A 16,224-nucleotide genomic window follows, 5' to 3' on the forward strand; every position below is an offset into this window, starting at 1 on the left:
CAAAAGCAAAAGGCCAGCAGACCTCACAGTCTGCTGGCCCTTCTTTGTTCACAGAGAAATCACTTCCCCCAGGAATCCTTCAACCCCACCGCCAAGTTAAACACCGGCTTCCCCGCCGCATGGTCCACCCGGTCCGCCACAAAATACCCATGCCGCTCGAACTGGAACTTGTCGTCTGGCCGTGCATTAGCCAATGACGGCTCCACGATGGCTGTCACCACCTTCAGGCTGTTCGGGTTCAGGCTTTCGATGAAGTCCTTGCCGCCTGCGTCGGGCTGGGCGTCCAGGAACAGGCGGTCGTACATGCGCACTTCGGCCTGCACGCCGTCGGCCACGCCTACCCAGGTGATGGCGGCCTTGACCTTCACGCTGTCGGCGCCGGGGGTGCCGCTCTTGGTGTCGGGCACCACGGTGGCCAGCACTTCGGTGATGTTGCCAGCGGCATCCTTGGTGCACCCGGTGCATTCGATGACGTAGCCGCCCTTCAGGCGCACCTTGTTGCCCGGGAACAGGCGCTTGTAGCCCTTGGGGGGCACTTCTTCAAAGTCTTCGCGTTCGATCCAGACTTCCTTGCCGATGGTGAAGTGGCGCTCGGGGCTTTCCACGCCTTCAGGGGGGTGGGGCAGGGAGGGCAGGGTGCAGGGCTCCAGGTGGCCCGCGCCCATGACGTCGTCCCAATTGGTGAGCACCAGCTTGACGGGGTTGAGCACGGCCATGCCGCGGAAGGCCTTGAGCTCCAGGTCTTCGCGAAGGCAGCCTTCCAGGGTGCTGTAGTCGATCCAGCTGTCGCTCTTGGTCACGCCGATGCGTTCGGCAAAGGTCTGGATGGCCTCGGGCGTGTAGCCCCGGCGGCGCAGGCCCACGATGGTGGGCATGCGCGGGTCGTCCCAGCCGCTGACCTTGTGGTCGTACACCAGCTGCGCGAGCTTGCGCTTGCTGGTGATGACGTAGGTGAGGTTCAGGCGCGCGAATTCGTACTGGCGGGGGGGCGGGCTGGCCAGCAGGCCGCCTTCGGTCAGGCGCTCCAGCAGCCAGTCGTAGAACGGGCGCTGGTCTTCGAATTCCAGCGTGCACAGGCTGTGGGTGATTTGCTCCAGCGCATCCTCGATGGGGTGCGCGTAGGTGTACATCGGGTAGATGCACCAGGTGTCGCCGGTGTTGTGGTGCGTGGCGCGGCGGATGCGGTAGATGGCCGGGTCGCGCATGTTGATGTTGGGGCTGGCCATGTCGATCTTGGCGCGCAGCACCATGGAGCCGTCTTCGTGCAGGCCGGCCTTCATCTCGCGGAACTTGGCCAGGTTTTCGGCCGGGGTGCGGCTGCGAAAGGGGCTGTCGGTGCCGGGCTTGCCGAAGTCGCCGCGGTTGATGCGGATCTGCTCGACGGTCTGTTCGTCCACGTAGGCGTGGCCGGCCTCGATCAGGTACTCGGCCGCGCGGTACATGAAGTCGAAATAGTCGCTCGCCTGGTAGGGCGGGGCGCTGGGGTGGCCGTTCCAGTCAAAACCCAGCCATTTCACCGCGTCGATGATGCTGTTGACGTATTCGGTGTCTTCTTTTTCGGGGTTGGTGTCGTCAAAGCGCAGGTGGCACACGCCGCCGTAGTCGCGCGCCAGGCCGAAGTTGATGCAGATGCTCTTGGCGTGGCCCACGTGCAGGTAGCCGTTGGGTTCGGGCGGGAAGCGGGTGCGGATCCTGGCGGGGTCGGGCTGGCCGATGGCGTGGTGGGCGGCGTCGCCCGGGCTGCCGCCCCAGAGGCGGGAGGCATAGGTGCCTTTTTCCAGGTCGTTTTCGATGACCTGGCGCAGAAAGTTGCTGGGCTTGGCGGTTTCCAGGGATGCTGCGGGGGCAGCGCCGGGGGTGCCGGCGGCAGGATTGGCGGGGTTTGGGGTGCTCATTGGGTCATTTTAGGCGCCGGTTTCGTGAAGGTTTACGCATGGAAACAGGCGCGTATACGTCCAGACACAACGTAAAGACAGTTTTATGCCATCCTTTCGGCTACTTGGTGCGTTATGTACCGGTGAGGTGAGTCCATTTGGCTGGCTGCCCTCGCTCAAACAGGAGATTTCCATGACGAAAACCCGTTCTATCTATGCCATGGCCGCCTCGGCTGGCGTGGCGCTGGCATTGCTGGCCGGCACGGGCGCAGCCCAGGCCCGCGGCGACGTGAATTGGTCCGTTGGTATTGGCGTGCCCGGCGTGGTGGTGGGGGCCAGCAATGGCTACTACGCACCCGCCCCGGTGTACGTGGCCCCGCCGCCCGTGTACTACGCGCCACCCCGGCCCGTGTACTACACGCCGCCCCCAGCGTATTACGCCCCGCCACCCGTGGTGTACTACGGTGACCGTGGGTACCGCCACCATCGACACCATGACCACGGCTATCGTGGCCATGGACACAATCGCCATTGGGACCGTTGATCGGCGACGGGCCCGCGGGCCCGTCTGCTGATTGTTGCAACCAACCTCTTGGGCGCCAGTCGCTCACAGGCAGCGTCTTTGCACAGGCTGCCTTTTACAGCGGCCCTTCGGGGCCGCTTTTCTTGTGGGGCGTACCTGAAGGGGCCGGCGCCTGCGGGCCGCCGCATAATCGCGCACTCTGGCCCGCCAGCGTGGCAGGTGCCTAGCCCCGGAGTGCTGCATGTCTGTGAAGAAAAAAACCGTTTTTGTCCTGAATGGCCCCAACCTGAACCTGCTGGGCACGCGTGAACCCGCCGTGTATGGCGCCGCCACGCTGGCCGACGTGGAAAAGCTCTGCGCCGACGCGTGTGATCGCCACGGCTTCGCGTTGCGGTTCCATCAAAGCAACCACGAAGGCGCGCTGGTGGACTGGATTCACGAGGCCGGCCGCCTGCACGCGGCGGGCGAACTGGCGGGCGTGGTCATCAACGCCGGGGCCTACACCCACACCAGCATCGCCCTGCACGATGCCACCAAGGGCACGGGCATCACGCTGATCGAGCTGCATATCAGCAACGTGCACGCGCGCGAGGCCTATCGCCACCATTCGTACATGGCGGCTGCGGCCAAGGCGGTGATGTGCGGTTTTGGCGTGCTGGGTTACGGCCTGGCCATCGACGGCCTGGCGCAGTTGCTGGCGCAGCAGCCGCCCGCGGCCTGAGCCACCGGGAAGTTCACTCTTCTTCTGCCGTTCCCGCGTTAACCGCACATTCCGGCTCCGGCACGACAGGGCAAACATGGCGCCACGACCGCTTGAGGTGCGCGAGGACGAGGTGGAGATCACCGCCATGCGTGCCCAGGGCGCGGGCGGACAGAACGTCAACAAGGTTTCCAGCGCGGTGCACCTGCGCTTTGACGTGGGCGCCTCCTCACTGCCCGGGGACGTGAAGGAGCGCCTTCTGGCCCTGCGCGACACCCGCATCACGCAGGAAGGCGTGGTGGTCATCAAGGCCCAGCAGTACCGCAGCCAGGACCAAAACCGCAATGATGCGCTGGAGCGCTTGAACGCGCTGGTCAACAGCGTCGCGGTGCCGCCCCGCGTGCGGCGCGCCACCAAGCCTACCTATGGCTCCAAACAGCGGCGCCTGGAGGGCAAGACCCAGCGCGGCGAGACCAAGGCGCTGCGGGGTAGGGTGCGCGGTGGGGGGGATGGTTCGTGAGCGGAGTCTCGCCGCATTGGCACCATGGGTAGAACAATCTGTCTGGCGTACAGGGCTTGGTAGCGGGGCCCATCGGTCCTACATTCAAGGCATTACCGGATGGAGTTGCCATGTCTGCCACAGCCCAAACCCCCGCCACTGCCGCGCCCCACGGCGCCATTCCCGCGCTGTTCGTGTCGCACGGGGCACCCTTGTTTGCCATCGACGCCGGCACCACCGGCCCTGCGCTCACCCAGTGGGGCGAAAGCCTGAAGGGGCAATATCCCGGCCTGCGCGGCGTGGTGATCATGTCGCCGCACTGGATAGCGCGCTCCCTGCAAGTCATGACCGGGCCGCAGCCCGCCACCTGGCACGACTTTGGCGGGTTTCCACCCGCGCTGTACCAGCTGCAGTATCCCGCCAGCGGCTCCCCCGCGCTGGCGCAGGAGGTGCTGGGCCTGCTGCAGGCCGCGGGCATGGCCGCGCAGGGCGACGCGGCCCGTCCGTTTGACCACGGGGCCTGGGTGCCGCTGATGCACCTGTTTCCCGAGGCCGACCTGCCCGTGGTGCAGGTGGCGCTGCCCGTGGGCGCCGGCCCGGCCGAGGTGTATGCATTGGGCGCTGCCTTGCGCGGCCTGCGCAGCCAGGGCGTGCTGGTGGTCGGCTCGGGCAGCATGACGCACAACCTGGCCGAGTTCTTTGGCGGTGCCCGCGAGCCCGCGCCGTACGTGCTGGAGTTCAGCCGGTGGATCGAAGCAGCGCTGGCGCGCGGCGACGTTAGCGCGCTGCTCAACTACCGCAGCCAGGCCCCGCATGCCAGCCGCGCGCACCCGACCGAAGACCACTTCCTGCCCATCTTTTTTGCGCTGGGCGCCGCGGGCGACGACCTGCATGCCCACTACCTGAGCCGCGAGGTGATGTACAGCATGCTGTCGATGGACGCGTTCGCCCTGGAACCGGCCCATTGACCCGCAGGCTTCTTCATCCGTTCTCCATAGAAACTGCCCGAGGCGCCTGTCCATGCTCAACCTACCGCTCACCTTCTTGCAGCGCCCTGCTGCCGCCACCGCGCCCCGCCCCTGGCTGCTGGTGCTGATGCATGGGGTGGGCAGCAACGAACAGGACCTGTTCAGCCTGGCGCCCCATATTCCCGAGCGCTTTCATGTGCTGAGCCTGCGTGCACCGTTTCGCATGGGGCCGGGCTCGTATGCGTGGTTCGACTTTTCCATCGAGCCCAGCGGGGAACGCACCATCAACGAAGCGCAGGAGGCCGAAAGCCGCGCGCTGGTCGCCAAGGCCATCGAATCGGCCGCCGAGCAGCTGGGCATTCCGCCCGAACGCGTGGTGGTGGGGGGCTTCAGCCAGGGCGGCATCATGGCGCTGTCGCTGCTGCTCACCCGGCCAGCGCTCATGCAGGCGGCGATGGTCTGGCACAGCCGCCTGCTGGCGCAGGTGGTGCCGCTGGCGGCGCCGCCCGATGCCCTGCGCGGCAAACAGCTGTGGCTGAGCCACGGCACGCACGACAACGTGATCCCGCTGGCCCATGCACAGGCCATCGCCCACCACATGGCGCCCTTGCCGGTGACGGTGGCGTACCACGAGTTCCCCAGCGCGCACGAGATCCGGCCTTCCGAGCTGGCGGCCACGGTGGCGTGGCTGGAGTCGCTGTCCACCACCCCCACGGCGTTTTAAGCGCGGGTTTCGGCGCGCGGCCTACATCGCGTTACCGGCGCGGTGGCCCGCGGGTTTCCAATCAAGCCCATCCCCACGTGGGATGGACAGGGAACGCCCGGCGCCGAAGCCGCTCGGACAAGGGTTGTTCCTGTTTTGAAGGAGACCCGATGCCCGATCAAGAGACTGCCGAGTTCCGCCCAGCGCCGGAGCGCACATCCTCCTCCCCCTGGATCATTGCCGCCGTGCTGGCCTGCGCGGTGGCCGCCGCAGCTGCCTGGTGGTTCTGGCTGCGCAAGGCAGAGCCGCCGGTTGCGCCGCCCCCCGTGGCGGCCGCGCCCGAAGCGCCCGTGGCTCCACCGCCCCTGCCCGAAGCCTCGGGGCCGCAGAACCCGGTCGATGCACTGGCCCCGGCAGAAACGGCCCTGCCCGCGCTGGCCGAATCTGACGCGCGCGTCGTCGAGCTGCTGTCTGGACTGGTGGGGCGCGACAAGCTCGCATCGTTCCTGATCACCGACGGCTTTGTCCGCCGCCTGGTGGCCACGGTGGACAACCTGGGCCGCGCCCAGGCCCCCTCGCGCATGTGGCCCGTGCAACCCATGCCGCAGCGGTTTGCGGTGGACGGCACAGGCGAAGCGCCCACCACCATCGCGGCCGCCAATGCCGCGCGCTACAGCGCTTTTCTGGCCTTTGCCGAAGCCGTGTCGATGGAGTCCGCCGTGGCCTTGTATGCGCGGCTGTATCCGCTGTTCCAGCAGGCGTATGAAGAACTGGGCTACCCCAGGCGCTACTTCAACGACCGCCTGGTGGCCGTGCTGGACCACCTGCTGCTGGCGCCCGAACCCCAGGGCCCGCTGCGCGTGAAGCTCACGCCGGTGAATACCGATGTGCCGAACCTGCGCCCCTGGGTGCGCTACGAATTCGTGGACCCGGCGCTGGAATCACTGTCCAGCGGACAGAAGATCCTGGCGCGCATGGGGCCCGCCAACGAGGCCCGCGCCAAGGCGCTGATCCGCGATCTGCGCAAGCGCGTGGCGACCGGCGAGATCGCACGCAAACCCGCGCAGTGAGGGGGCGGCGGGACCACCCGGCCCGTTGCCGGGTCGTGGGGGCCGATCATGCGGCTGCCGGGCGCGGCCCGTGCCGCAGGGTCAGCAGGGTGCCCAGCGTGAGCGCCGCGAGCGCAAATGCCGGCCCGCCCAGCGCGCCCACATGGTCCACCATCAGCCCGCCAAAGATGGCGCCGCTGGCGATCGCGATCTGGAACGCCGCCACCAGCAGCCCGCCCGCGCCCTCCGCCTGGTCGGGCGCGGCCCGCACGATCCAGGTCTGAAAGCCCACCGGAAACGCGCCGAACGCAAACCCCCACAGCGTGACCGCCACCGCCGTGATGGCCGCCGACTGCCCAGCCACCAGCAGCACGGCGGCCAGCACGGCGATGACGGCCCCACCGGCCACGATGGCCTGGCGCTCGCTGCGCCCCGCGATCCATCCACCCACGAAGTTGCCGAAGAAGCCGCCCACGCCGTAGCCCAGCAGCACGGCCGTGATGGTGGCCACCGACAGGTGCGTGACCTGCTCCATCAGCGGGCGGATGTAGGTAAAGCCTGCGAAGTGCCCCGAGATGACCAGCAGCACGGCCAGCAGCGCCACGCGCACGGGCGGGCGGCGCAGCAGCTCGCCCAGCACCTTGAGGTTGGGGTTGTCGCGCGGGGGCAGGGCGGGCAGGGCCGCGAGCTGCACGGCCAGCGTGATCAGGCTGATGCCCCCCGCCGCGATGAAGGCGCTGCGCCAGCCCCACAGGTCGCCCATCCACGCGCCGATGGGCGCCGCGCAGACCGTGGCCACCGACACCCCGGTGAGGATGAAGGACATGGCCCGCGCGAACAGCGAGGCGGGCACCAGCCGCATGGCCAGCGCGGCCGACATGGACCAGAAGCCGCCCAGCGCCACGCCCAGCAGCACCCGCGCCACCAGCAGCGTGGCCAGGCTCCCGGCCAAGGCCGACATCGCGTTGGACAGCACCAGCAGCAGCGTGAAGGCGATCATCACCAAGCGCCGGTCGATGCGGCGCGTGAGCAGCGGCAGCGACGGGGCGGCCACGGCGGCCACCAGCGCCGTCACGGTGACGGCCTGGCCCGCGGCGCCATCGCTCACGCGCAGGTCGCTGGCCATGGCGGTGAGCAGGCTGGCGGGCAAGAATTCGGCCGTGACCAGTCCGAAGACACCCAGCGCCATGGAGGCCACGGCGGCCCAGCGTGCCTCGGTGGGCTCGGGGGTGGAATGCGGGGCTGGGTTGGCATCGGCCACGGCGCCCACCGGGGCGTCGAGACAGGCAGAGCAGGAAGGAGCAGAAGACACGGGAAAGGCCTTGGGATGGATGGAAAGCCATCGTAGGGATAAGATGGCGGCGTTTCCATGCCGTAAAAGCCGAGATGCTTGACTTTTTGTCCAAACCCTTCAACCAGATCCCCCAGCAGCCGTTCGCTGAGCCGCCGGACCTGCTGACCCAGATCCTGCTCGGCCTGCGCCTGGACGGCGTGGAGTATGGCCGCTGCGTGCTGCAGCCGCCGTGGGCCATCGCCTTCCCAGCGCAGCGCTCGGCGCGCTTTCACTTCGTGGGCCATGGCGGAGCCTGGCTGCGCACGCCGGGTACCGACTGGCAGCGCCTGAACCCAGGCGACGCGGTGCTGCTGCCGCACGGCAGCTTCCACGTGCTGGCCAGCTCGCCCGACGTGCCGCCGGTGGACATCGATTCGTTGGCGCGCAAGCCCGTGTCCGAGAACATCTACCTGGTGGACGGCCGCGATGCGGGCCACGCGCCCCTGGGGGCCCCCGTCGCGCCACCTCCGCCGCTGGCCCCCGACGTGCTGTTCAGCGGCGCGCTGCGCTTCAACCTCGACCCGCTGCACCCGCTGATGGCCATGATGCCGGCGGTGATGATGGCCGGCGACCTGGCCCGGCGCGACACCACCGTGCCGGTGCTGCTCGACGCCATGGAGCGCGAGGTGGAGCAGGACCGCATGGGCGCCTGCGCGATCCTCGCGCGCCTGGCCGATGCGCTGGCCGCCAGCATCATCCGCGCCTGGGTGGAGTGCAGCTGCAACAACCCCACGGGCTGGATCGCCGCCGTCCGCTGCCCGCGCATCGGCAAGGTGATCGCCGCCATCCACGCCGACCCCGAGCGCGACTGGAACGTGCCGCTGCTGGCCGACCTGATGGGCGCCTCGCGCTCGAGCTTTTCCGAATCGTTCACGCGCACCATGGGCGAGAGCCCGGCGCGCTACGTGGCCAAGGTCAAGATGTCGCAGGCGCGCCGCTGGATCGCGCGCGACGGCATGCGCGTGGCCGTGGCGGCCCACCGGCTGGGCTACGAGTCGGAGGCCTCGTTCAGCCGGGCGTACAAGCGCATCATTGGCCACCCGCCGAGCACTGCGCGGGCGGAGTGAAAAAAAGGGGCCCTACGCCCGGGGCAGCGGCAGCGCCGTCTTGTAGCGCACCTGCTTGAGCGCGAAGCTCGAGCGGATCTTTTCCACTCCGGTGATGGGGGCGAGGCGCTCCAAGATGAAGCGCTCCAGCGCCCCGATGTCGGGCACGGCCACGCGGATCAGGTAGTCGCTGTCGCCGCTCATCAGGTAGCACTCCATCACCTCGTCGTGCTCGGCGATGCGCTGCTCGAAGTCGCCCAGCGCCTCCTTGCTCTGCGTCTTCAGGCTGATGCTGATGAACACGTTGAGCCCCAGGCCCAGGGCGGCCGCGCTGGCCAGTGCGACGTAGCGGCTGATGACGCCCGCGGCCTCCAGCGCCTTCACGCGCGCGAGGCACGGCGAGGGCGAGAGGTGCACGCGCCGCGCCAGCTCCACGTTGGACAGGGAACCGTCGGCCTGCAGCTCGGCCAGAATGCGCAAATCCAGGGTATCCAGCTTCATGTGCTGCAGTGTAGGCTGTTGGCCGCATGAAATGCTGTGGTGGGCGCTTTGGTGGGCTACAACGGCATCCCATTCGGGGCGGCAATGGCTACAGTTGCGGCATGAACGCCCCCACCGCACACCACCACCTGCTCACGCTGGCATCGGCCGCACCGTTGGCCGATACGGACCCCGAAGAAACCGCCGAGTGGCGCGACGCCTTCCTGGCGCTGGTCGCCACCGAAGGCCCGGAGCGGGCGCGGCACATGCTGCAGGAACTGGTGCGCCTGGCGCGCGCGCAGCGCATCGGCTGGCAGCCGGACCTGAACACGCCGTATGTGAACACCGTGGCGGTGCAGGACCAGCCCGTCTTCCCCGGCGACCTCGCCATCGAGGAGCGCGTGGCTTCCATCGTGCGCTGGAACGCGCTGGCCATGGTGGTGCGCGCCAACCAGGCCTATGGCGAACTGGGCGGCCACATCGCCAGCTACGCCAGCGCGGCCGACCTGTTCGAGAGCGGCTTCAACCACTTCTTCCGGGCCCGTGAAGGCCTGGGCGAGGGGCAGCACCGGGGCGACCTGGTGTTCTTCCAGCCGCACAGCGCGCCCGGCGTGTATGCGCGGGCGTTCCTCGAAGGCCGCCTGTCCGAGCAGGACCTGATGCACTACCGCCAGGAACTCACGGCGCCGGGCGCGGGTGCGCAGGGCCTGTCGAGCTACCCGCACCCCTGGCTGATGCCGGACTTCTGGCAGTTCCCCACGGGGTCGATGGGGATCGGTCCCATCAGCAGCATCTACCACGCGCGCTTCATGCGCTACCTCACGCATCGGAACCTGCTCGATTGCACCAACCGCAAGGTCTGGGGTGTGTTCGGCGACGGCGAGATGGACGAGCCCGAGAGCATGAGCGCGCTGACCCTGGCCGCGCGCGAGGGCCTGGACAACCTGGTTTGGGTGGTCAACTGCAACCTGCAGCGCCTGGACGGCCCGGTGCGCGGCAACGGCCGCATCATCGACGAGCTGGAGCGCCTGTTTGCCGGTGCGGGCTGGAACGTGGTCAAGCTCGTCTGGGGCAGCGACTGGGACGGCCTGTTCGCCCGCGACCTGACGGGTGCACTGGTGCGCACGCTCGAAGGCACGGTGGACGGCCAGATGCAGACCTTTGCCGCCAAGGACGGGCGCTTCAACCGCGACAACTTCTTCGGCCAGAACCCCGAGCTCGCGGCCCTGGCCCAGGGCATGACGGACGAGCAGATCGACCGCCTGAAGCGCGGCGGGCACGACCTGGTGAAGATCCACGCCGCCTACGCTGCAGCCAGCGCCCACAAGGGCCAGCCCACCGTGATCCTGGCGCACACCAAGAAGGGCTACGGCATGGGCACGGCCGGCCAGGGCAAGATGACCACACACAGCCAGAAGAAGCTGGACGAGACCGACCTCATCGAGTTCCGCAACCGCTTCAACCTGCCCCTGTCCGACGAGCAGGCCACCAGCCTCGCGTTCTTCAAGCCCGCCGAAGACAGCCCCGAGATGCGCTACCTGCGCGGCCACCGCCAGAACCTGGGCGGCTACCTGCCGCGCCGCGACACCACCTGCGACGCGCTGCCCGTGCCCGCCATCGAAGGCTACGCGCAGTTCGCGCTGCAGCCGCAGGCCAAGGAGATGAGCACCACCATGGCCTTCGTGCGCATGCTGGGCAGCTTGCTCAAGGACGCCACGCTGGGCCCGCGCATCGTGCCCATCGTGGCCGACGAGGCGCGCACCTTCGGCATGGCCAACCTGTTCAAGCAGGTCGGCATCTACAGCAGCGTGGGCCAGCGCTATGCGCCCGAGGACATCGGCTCGGTGCTGAGCTACCGCGAGGCGCTGGACGGCCAGATTCTGGAAGAAGGCATCAGCGAGGCCGGCGCCATCGCCAGCTGGACGGCCGCGGCCACCAGCTACAGCGTGCACGGCCTGGCCATGCTGCCGTTCTACATCTACTACTCGATGTTCGGCTTCCAGCGCGTGGGCGACGCCATCTGGGCCGCCGCAGACCAGCGTGCGCGCGGCTTCCTGCTGGGCGCCACCTCGGGCCGCACCACGCTGGGCGGCGAGGGCCTGCAGCACCAGGACGGCTCCAGCCACCTGGTGGCCGCCACCATCCCCAACTGCAAGGCCTACGACCCGGCATACGCGGGCGAGATGGCCGTGATCATCGACGCCGGCATGCGCGAGATGGTGACCGAGCAGCGCGACGTCTTCTACTACGTGACGCTGATGAACGAGAACTACGCCCAGCCCGACCTGCCTGCCGATGCGGCAGAAGGTGTGCTGCGAGGTTGCTATGTTTTCAGGAGCTATCCGCGCTTGATGGACGGCCGTGAAGGGCCAATTTCATCCAAAAGCGTCACCCTGATGGGCTCCGGCGCCATCCTGACCGAGGTGGTCAAGGCTGCCGAACTGCTGGCAGGCGAGGGCGTGGACGTGACCGTGCTCAGCGTGACCAGCTGGAGCGAGCTGGCCCGCGACGGCGTGGCCTGCGAACAGCGTGCGCTGGAGGGGGAGGCGCGGCCCGGCGTGGCGTGGCTGACGCAGCAACTGGCGGGTACACGCGGCCCGGTGATTGCCGCCACCGACTATGTGCGCGCCGTGCCGGAGACCGTGCGCGCGTTCGTGCCTGGAGGGCGCCGATTCATGACATTGGGAACGGACGGTTTTGGGCGCAGCGATACGCGGGCGGCGCTGCGGGCGTTTTTTGGGGTGGACGCGGCGGCGGTGGCGCGCGCAGCCCGGTTTGCATTGGCGGGGTAGGGTGTGTGGACGGCGCCGCCACCTGGCCAACGCCATTTTGTGGCGCTTTCTTCACTGGCGGCGGTGGGGCGCATGACGCGGGGAACGGTCATGCACTTGCCACAGCGGGCCGCTTGAAAAACGCGTCCAGCACCGGCATCAGCCCCGGAAACTCCTGCGCGAACCGGTCCCGATTCACAAAGTAGGCCTCGCAGGCCACGGCAAAGAATTCGGACTGCGATGTGGCCCCGTAGGCGTCCAGCCAGGGGCGTTCCGCGCCGAAGCGCTCGGCCAGGATCACGCGTTCTCGGAACTGTTCGTACGCGGGCTCCCAGGCGGCCCACCAGGCTTCGTAGGCCGCGCGCCCTGTGCGCGTGCCCATGAAGCCTGCGGGCAATGGCGGGCAGCCATTGGGCTCGCCGCTGCGCATGTCGAGCTTGTGAACGAACTCGTGCACCACCACGTTGTGGCCGCGCTCAGTGTTCTCACGCCCGTTGGAGGCGTGTGCCCAGCTGAGCATGATGGGGCCGCGGTCCATGGCCTCGCCCAGCAGCACCTGCGTGTGTTCATGCACCACACCGGCTTCGTCCACCGTCTTGCGGCGCGCCACGGCCTCGCCGGGGTGCAGCACGATGCCCACGAAATCGTCGTACCAGTCCAGCGCCCGGGCCGGGTCGCCCCAGTGCAGCAGGGGCAGGCAGGCCTGGGCCGCGATGTCGATGGCCATGGCATCGGTCACCACCAGGCCGTGCGCGCCGTGGAATTCCTTGTGGTGCAGGAAGAGGGCGCTGAGCGCGCGCAGCTTGGACTGGTCGTGCAGCGAGAGCGTCGCCAGGAACGGGTAGCGCTGCAGGGTCTGGAGCCACAGCGTGGCCGAGATGTCGGGCACGGGGGACACGGTGGCGCGGACACGGCTCCAGAGCCGGTGGAGGAGAGGGGGCATGGCGATCAGGCGGCGGGAGGTGAAGCCCCGCGCAGTTCAGGATCGCTGGTACTTGGGGGCCAGGGGCAGCCGTTCCAAGCCCGCGCGGGACAAACGCAGTATTTCCGCGCGGGGCGGCAATGCGGCCGCGTCCCAGTCGCTGAGCACCACACGCCGCAAACCGGGGGCCAGTGCGTGGTCGGCGGGACGGTGGGTGTGGCCGTGAATGAGCGTATGTGCCTGGGCCGCCTGCAGCCAGGCGATGGCAGCCGGGCCGTCCACGTCGGCATAGATGGCGCCCGATTGTTTGCGCGCCTCGCTCTCCTGGCGGATGCCGCGTGCCTGCGCGCGGCGCGTCGCCAGGGGCTGCGCCAGAAACTGCTGCTGCCACCCGGCACTGCGGGCCTGCACGCGAAAGCGCTGGTAGTCCACATCGTCCAGGCACAGCAGGTCGCCATGGCTCAGCACGAAGCGCTGGCCGTCAAACACCAGGACCGTCGGGTCCGCCAGGCCGGTGATGCCACACTGCGCAAGGAACGCAGGGCCCGCCAGGAAGTCGCGGTTGCCGTGCATGAAGTACACGGGCAGGCGCTGCGACGCCGCGCGCAGGGCCGTGCAGCCCTGGGCCTCGAAGCTGCCGGTTTCGCCGATGGCGTCGTCCCCCACCCAGACCTCGAACAGATCGCCCAGGATGAAGAGGGCATCCGCTTCGGTGCCGGCCAGGTAGTCCTGCCAGGCGGCCACGGTGGCAGGCTCGCTGGCCTGCAGGTGCAGGTCGGAAATGAAATCGACCGTGCGCCAGTGCGCGGGAGCGGCAAGCTCCTCGAACCGGGGCACGGTCGTCGTCACGGAGACGGAGGTCAGATCAACGCGAGATCAGAGTGCGACAGCCTTCTCGATGATCACGTCTTCCTTCGGCACATCGTCGTGGAAGCCCTTGCGGCCCGTCTTCACGGCCTTGATCTTGTCGACCACGTCGGCGCCGCCAACCACCTTGCCGAACACGGCATAGCCCCAGCCCTGGGCCGAGGGGGCGGTGTGGTTCAGGAAGCCGTTGTCGGCCACGTTGATGAAGAACTGGGCGGTGGCCGAGTGCGGGTCGCTGGTGCGGGCCATGGCCACGGTGTAGTTGGCGTTCTTCAGGCCGTTGTTGGCTTCGTTCTCGATGGGCGCGTCGGTGCCCTTTTGTGTCATGCCGGGCTCGAAGCCGCCGCCTTGCACCATGAAGCCGGGGATCACACGGTGGAAGATGGTGTTGTTGTAGTGGCCCTTGTTCACGTAGGCCAGGAAGTTCTCGACCGACTTGGGCGCCTTGGCGGCGTCGAGTTCGAGGGTGATGACGCCGTAGCCGGCGATGTGCAGTTCGACTTGGGGGTTGCTCATGGCAAGAGTTCTTTCAATCAGTCAATCAAAAATGGGTTACTTCACCAGGGTGGCGGAGTTGATGGTGACGGGAGCGGTGGGCACGTTCTGGTGCGGGCCCTTGTTGCCGGTGGCCACGGCCTTGATCTTGTCGACCACCTCGGTGCCGCTCACCACCTTGCCGAACACGGCATAGCCATGGCCGTCGGGGCTGGGAGCATTGAGCATCGCGTTGTCCTTCACGTTGATGAAGAACTGCGACGTGGCCGAGTTGGGGTTGCCCGAGCGCGCCATGGCGATGGTGTAGTTGTCGTTCTTGAGGCCGTTGCCGGCTTCCAGCGGAATCGGGGCCTTGGTGGGCTTGGGAATCAGGTCGGCCGTGTAGCCGCCGCCCTGGATCATGAAGCCGTCGATCACGCGGTGGAACACGGTGCCGTCGTAGTACTTGTCCTGCACGTAGGCCAGGAAGTTCTCGACCGTCTTGGGTGCCTTGGCGGGATCGAGCTGCACCACGATGTCGCCCATCGAGGTGGACAGCTTGACCTTGGGGGCATCTTGCGCCTGCACGGGTGCTGCAGAAAAGATAGCTGTCAGCGCAATGCTGGCAAGCGCCAGGGTCGAATTTCTTCTGGAAATCATCCAATCACTCCTTCAAAAAATATCTGCCATTGTTGGCCCCGCCGCGCCCAGTACTGGCGCTTGACGGGGCCCGTGCGGGCGCCTGCGGCGACTTCGCCGAACGTTACCACCATGGTGTCGGCGGAATCTGTCCAGCGCAGGTAAGACTTGTCCTTGAGGTGTAGTTCCCTGCCCCGCAATGCGCGGGTCTCGGCCTGGAGCACCTGGGACCACTCTTGCAGCGGTTTCTTGCGGTAGCTCTGGAAGTCCGGCGCGTAGAAACCCATCAGGCGGCTCATGTCGCCCTCGGTCTTGGCGCTGCGCCAGGCGTTGAGCACCGCGTCGAAGGATTTGCGGTCCGCCTGTACCGTGTGCGGCGCCACCCACTGCAGCTGGCGCGCGATGACCACGGGCGTGGAGCGGGGCTCCACCGTGCGCAGGATGCGTTCGAGGTCGGGATTGGCCAGCACCAGGCAGCCATCGGTGGCCAGGGGCGCGCGGGCAAACTGGTCGGGCGGCGTGCCGTGCAGCCAGATGCCGCCACCGGTCTTGCCCCGGCTCTGGTCCAGGGGGTTGGGGTAGTTGATGGGCAGCGCGCCCGCGCCGTAGAAGTCCTTGAGCGTGGCGGGGTCCAGCCGGCTGGTGATGAAGTAGACGCCCAGCGGGGTGCGCTGGTCGCCTTCCAGGTTCTTCTCGATGCCCAGCTTGCCGACAGAAGCGTAGTAGTCGGCGACCAGCTGCAGGCCCTTGGGGGTGTTCTCGAACAGGTACAGGCGCGAACGCGAGGCATCCACCGCGATGGCATGGCGGGAGCGGGGCGAGAGCTCCAGGAACTGCGCCGGGATGCTGTGCGCCGGGGGGCGGCTGCGCTGGGCATCCACGCGCTGGCGCGATTCGTTGCGCAGCTCTTCCAGCGTGGCAGCCGTCTGGATGCTGCGGGCCGAGTCGGGCTCGGGCACATCGCCCAGGCGGCGGATCGGCCGCGTGCGCGCCATCAACAGGTCGCCCACCACCAGTTGCGCCAGCTGGAAGTTGGGATAGTCGCGCGCCAGGGCCTCGGCCTGCGCCAGCGCCTCGCGGTGGCGGCCCTCGGCGATGAGCTGGTACACCCCCATGAGGCGCGCCTCCGCCTGGCCGTCGCGCAGGGCGGGTGCCGTGGAGCCCGCGGCTTGCATGGGCCGGACCGAGGTGACGGCCGCCGCGCCCCGGGACTTGGCGCTCTGGGGCAGCACCGGGGCTGCGTGCAGGAGCGCCGCCAGGCAAAGGGCGCCCGCCACGGCCGGGCGGCTTCGTGCGGACAACGCCACAAGCATGTGCGAAATCGTTTCAGGTCAGGGCAGGGAGGCAGAAAAAGCGCGCGCCGCCGCCATCGCAGG

The 16,224-nt window shown here is 68.2% G+C and carries 16 protein-coding genes; 8 read left to right on the forward strand and 8 right to left on the reverse strand.

Going from position 1 to position 16,224, the window contains the following annotated elements; translation table 11 throughout:
* Positions 1-59: 59 nt before the first annotated feature.
* A complete protein-coding gene (locus AC07OD_RS01005) occupies positions 60-1,895 on the reverse strand; it encodes a glutamine--tRNA ligase/YqeY domain fusion protein (RefSeq protein WP_494594654.1) in 1,836 nt (611 codons plus the stop codon).
* Positions 1,896-2,067: 172 nt separating this feature from the next.
* Here AC07OD_RS01005 and AC07OD_RS01010 point away from each other — a divergent pair, with 172 nt between their 5' ends.
* The 6 genes from AC07OD_RS01010 (at position 2,068) to AC07OD_RS01035 (ending at position 6,337) form a co-directional block, all read left to right on the forward strand.
* Positions 2,068-2,418: a hypothetical protein gene (locus AC07OD_RS01010; RefSeq protein ID WP_218340729.1), complete on the forward strand. Its 351-nt coding sequence runs from the start codon at positions 2,068-2,070 to the stop codon at positions 2,416-2,418.
* Between the two features lie 220 nt (positions 2,419-2,638).
* Complete coding sequence (locus AC07OD_RS01015; protein WP_218294011.1) at positions 2,639-3,118, forward strand: type II 3-dehydroquinate dehydratase; 480 nt, start codon at positions 2,639-2,641, stop codon at positions 3,116-3,118.
* 76 nt (positions 3,119-3,194) lie between these two features.
* Positions 3,195-3,617, forward strand: a complete 423-nt coding sequence (gene arfB, locus AC07OD_RS01020; protein WP_218294012.1) for an alternative ribosome rescue aminoacyl-tRNA hydrolase ArfB — start codon at positions 3,195-3,197, stop codon at positions 3,615-3,617.
* A gap of 110 nt (positions 3,618-3,727) precedes the next feature.
* Positions 3,728-4,564, forward strand: a complete 837-nt coding sequence (locus AC07OD_RS01025) for a DODA-type extradiol aromatic ring-opening family dioxygenase (protein WP_494594657.1) — start codon at positions 3,728-3,730, stop codon at positions 4,562-4,564.
* A 52-nt stretch (positions 4,565-4,616) separates the two neighbouring features.
* Positions 4,617-5,288 carry an alpha/beta hydrolase gene (locus AC07OD_RS01030; RefSeq protein WP_494594659.1) on the forward strand — a complete coding sequence of 224 codons (672 nt, stop codon included), beginning with the start codon at positions 4,617-4,619 and terminating at the stop codon, positions 5,286-5,288.
* A 149-nt stretch (positions 5,289-5,437) separates the two neighbouring features.
* Positions 5,438-6,337 (forward strand): DUF3014 domain-containing protein, encoded by a 900-nt coding sequence (locus AC07OD_RS01035; RefSeq protein ID WP_494594661.1) that lies wholly within the window; start codon positions 5,438-5,440, stop codon positions 6,335-6,337.
* 46 nt (positions 6,338-6,383) lie between these two features.
* On the opposite strand, the gene AC07OD_RS01040 is transcribed toward AC07OD_RS01035, so the two are convergent.
* Positions 6,384-7,577: an MFS transporter gene (locus tag AC07OD_RS01040; RefSeq protein WP_492806544.1), complete on the reverse strand. Its 1,194-nt coding sequence runs from the start codon at positions 7,575-7,577 to the stop codon at positions 6,384-6,386.
* A 125-nt stretch (positions 7,578-7,702) separates the two neighbouring features.
* Here AC07OD_RS01040 and AC07OD_RS01045 point away from each other — a divergent pair, with 125 nt between their 5' ends.
* Positions 7,703-8,716, forward strand: coding sequence for an AraC family transcriptional regulator (locus AC07OD_RS01045; protein WP_369641964.1), 1,014 nt, complete (start codon positions 7,703-7,705; stop codon positions 8,714-8,716).
* Between the two features lie 12 nt (positions 8,717-8,728).
* Here AC07OD_RS01045 and AC07OD_RS01050 read toward each other — a convergent pair whose 3' ends face one another.
* On the reverse strand, positions 8,729-9,196 hold the full coding sequence (locus AC07OD_RS01050) for an Lrp/AsnC family transcriptional regulator (protein ID WP_218340734.1): 468 nt from the start codon (positions 9,194-9,196) through the stop codon (positions 8,729-8,731).
* A 101-nt stretch (positions 9,197-9,297) separates the two neighbouring features.
* Between AC07OD_RS01050 and mdeB the strand changes: the two genes are divergently transcribed.
* Positions 9,298-11,967: an alpha-ketoglutarate dehydrogenase gene (gene mdeB / locus AC07OD_RS01055; RefSeq protein WP_494594664.1), complete on the forward strand. Its 2,670-nt coding sequence runs from the start codon at positions 9,298-9,300 to the stop codon at positions 11,965-11,967.
* 88 nt (positions 11,968-12,055) lie between these two features.
* On the opposite strand, the gene AC07OD_RS01060 is transcribed toward mdeB, so the two are convergent.
* The 5 genes from AC07OD_RS01060 to AC07OD_RS01080 are packed head-to-tail and all read right to left on the reverse strand — an operon-like array spanning position 12,056 to position 16,161.
* The gene (locus tag AC07OD_RS01060; RefSeq protein WP_494594666.1) at positions 12,056-12,889 is read right to left on the reverse strand and encodes a M90 family metallopeptidase; all 834 of its coding nucleotides are present in this window, start codon (positions 12,887-12,889) and stop codon (positions 12,056-12,058) included.
* Positions 12,890-12,925: 36 nt separating this feature from the next.
* Positions 12,926-13,717, reverse strand: a complete 792-nt coding sequence (locus AC07OD_RS01065) for a UDP-2,3-diacylglucosamine diphosphatase (protein WP_494594668.1) — start codon at positions 13,715-13,717, stop codon at positions 12,926-12,928.
* 27 nt (positions 13,718-13,744) lie between these two features.
* Entirely contained in the window at positions 13,745-14,251 is a 507-nt protein-coding gene (locus AC07OD_RS01070; protein WP_218294021.1) for a peptidylprolyl isomerase, read from the reverse strand.
* Between the two features lie 36 nt (positions 14,252-14,287).
* On the reverse strand, positions 14,288-14,869 hold the full coding sequence (locus AC07OD_RS01075; protein WP_494594669.1) for a peptidylprolyl isomerase: 582 nt from the start codon (positions 14,867-14,869) through the stop codon (positions 14,288-14,290).
* Positions 14,866-16,161 carry a L,D-transpeptidase family protein gene (locus AC07OD_RS01080; protein ID WP_494594671.1) on the reverse strand — a complete coding sequence of 432 codons (1,296 nt, stop codon included), beginning with the start codon at positions 16,159-16,161 and terminating at the stop codon, positions 14,866-14,868. The genes AC07OD_RS01075 and AC07OD_RS01080 overlap by 4 nt, the downstream gene beginning before the upstream one ends.
* Positions 16,162-16,224 lie beyond the last annotated feature (63 nt).

The organism is Acidovorax sp. GW821-FHT10E03, assembly GCF_059415205.1.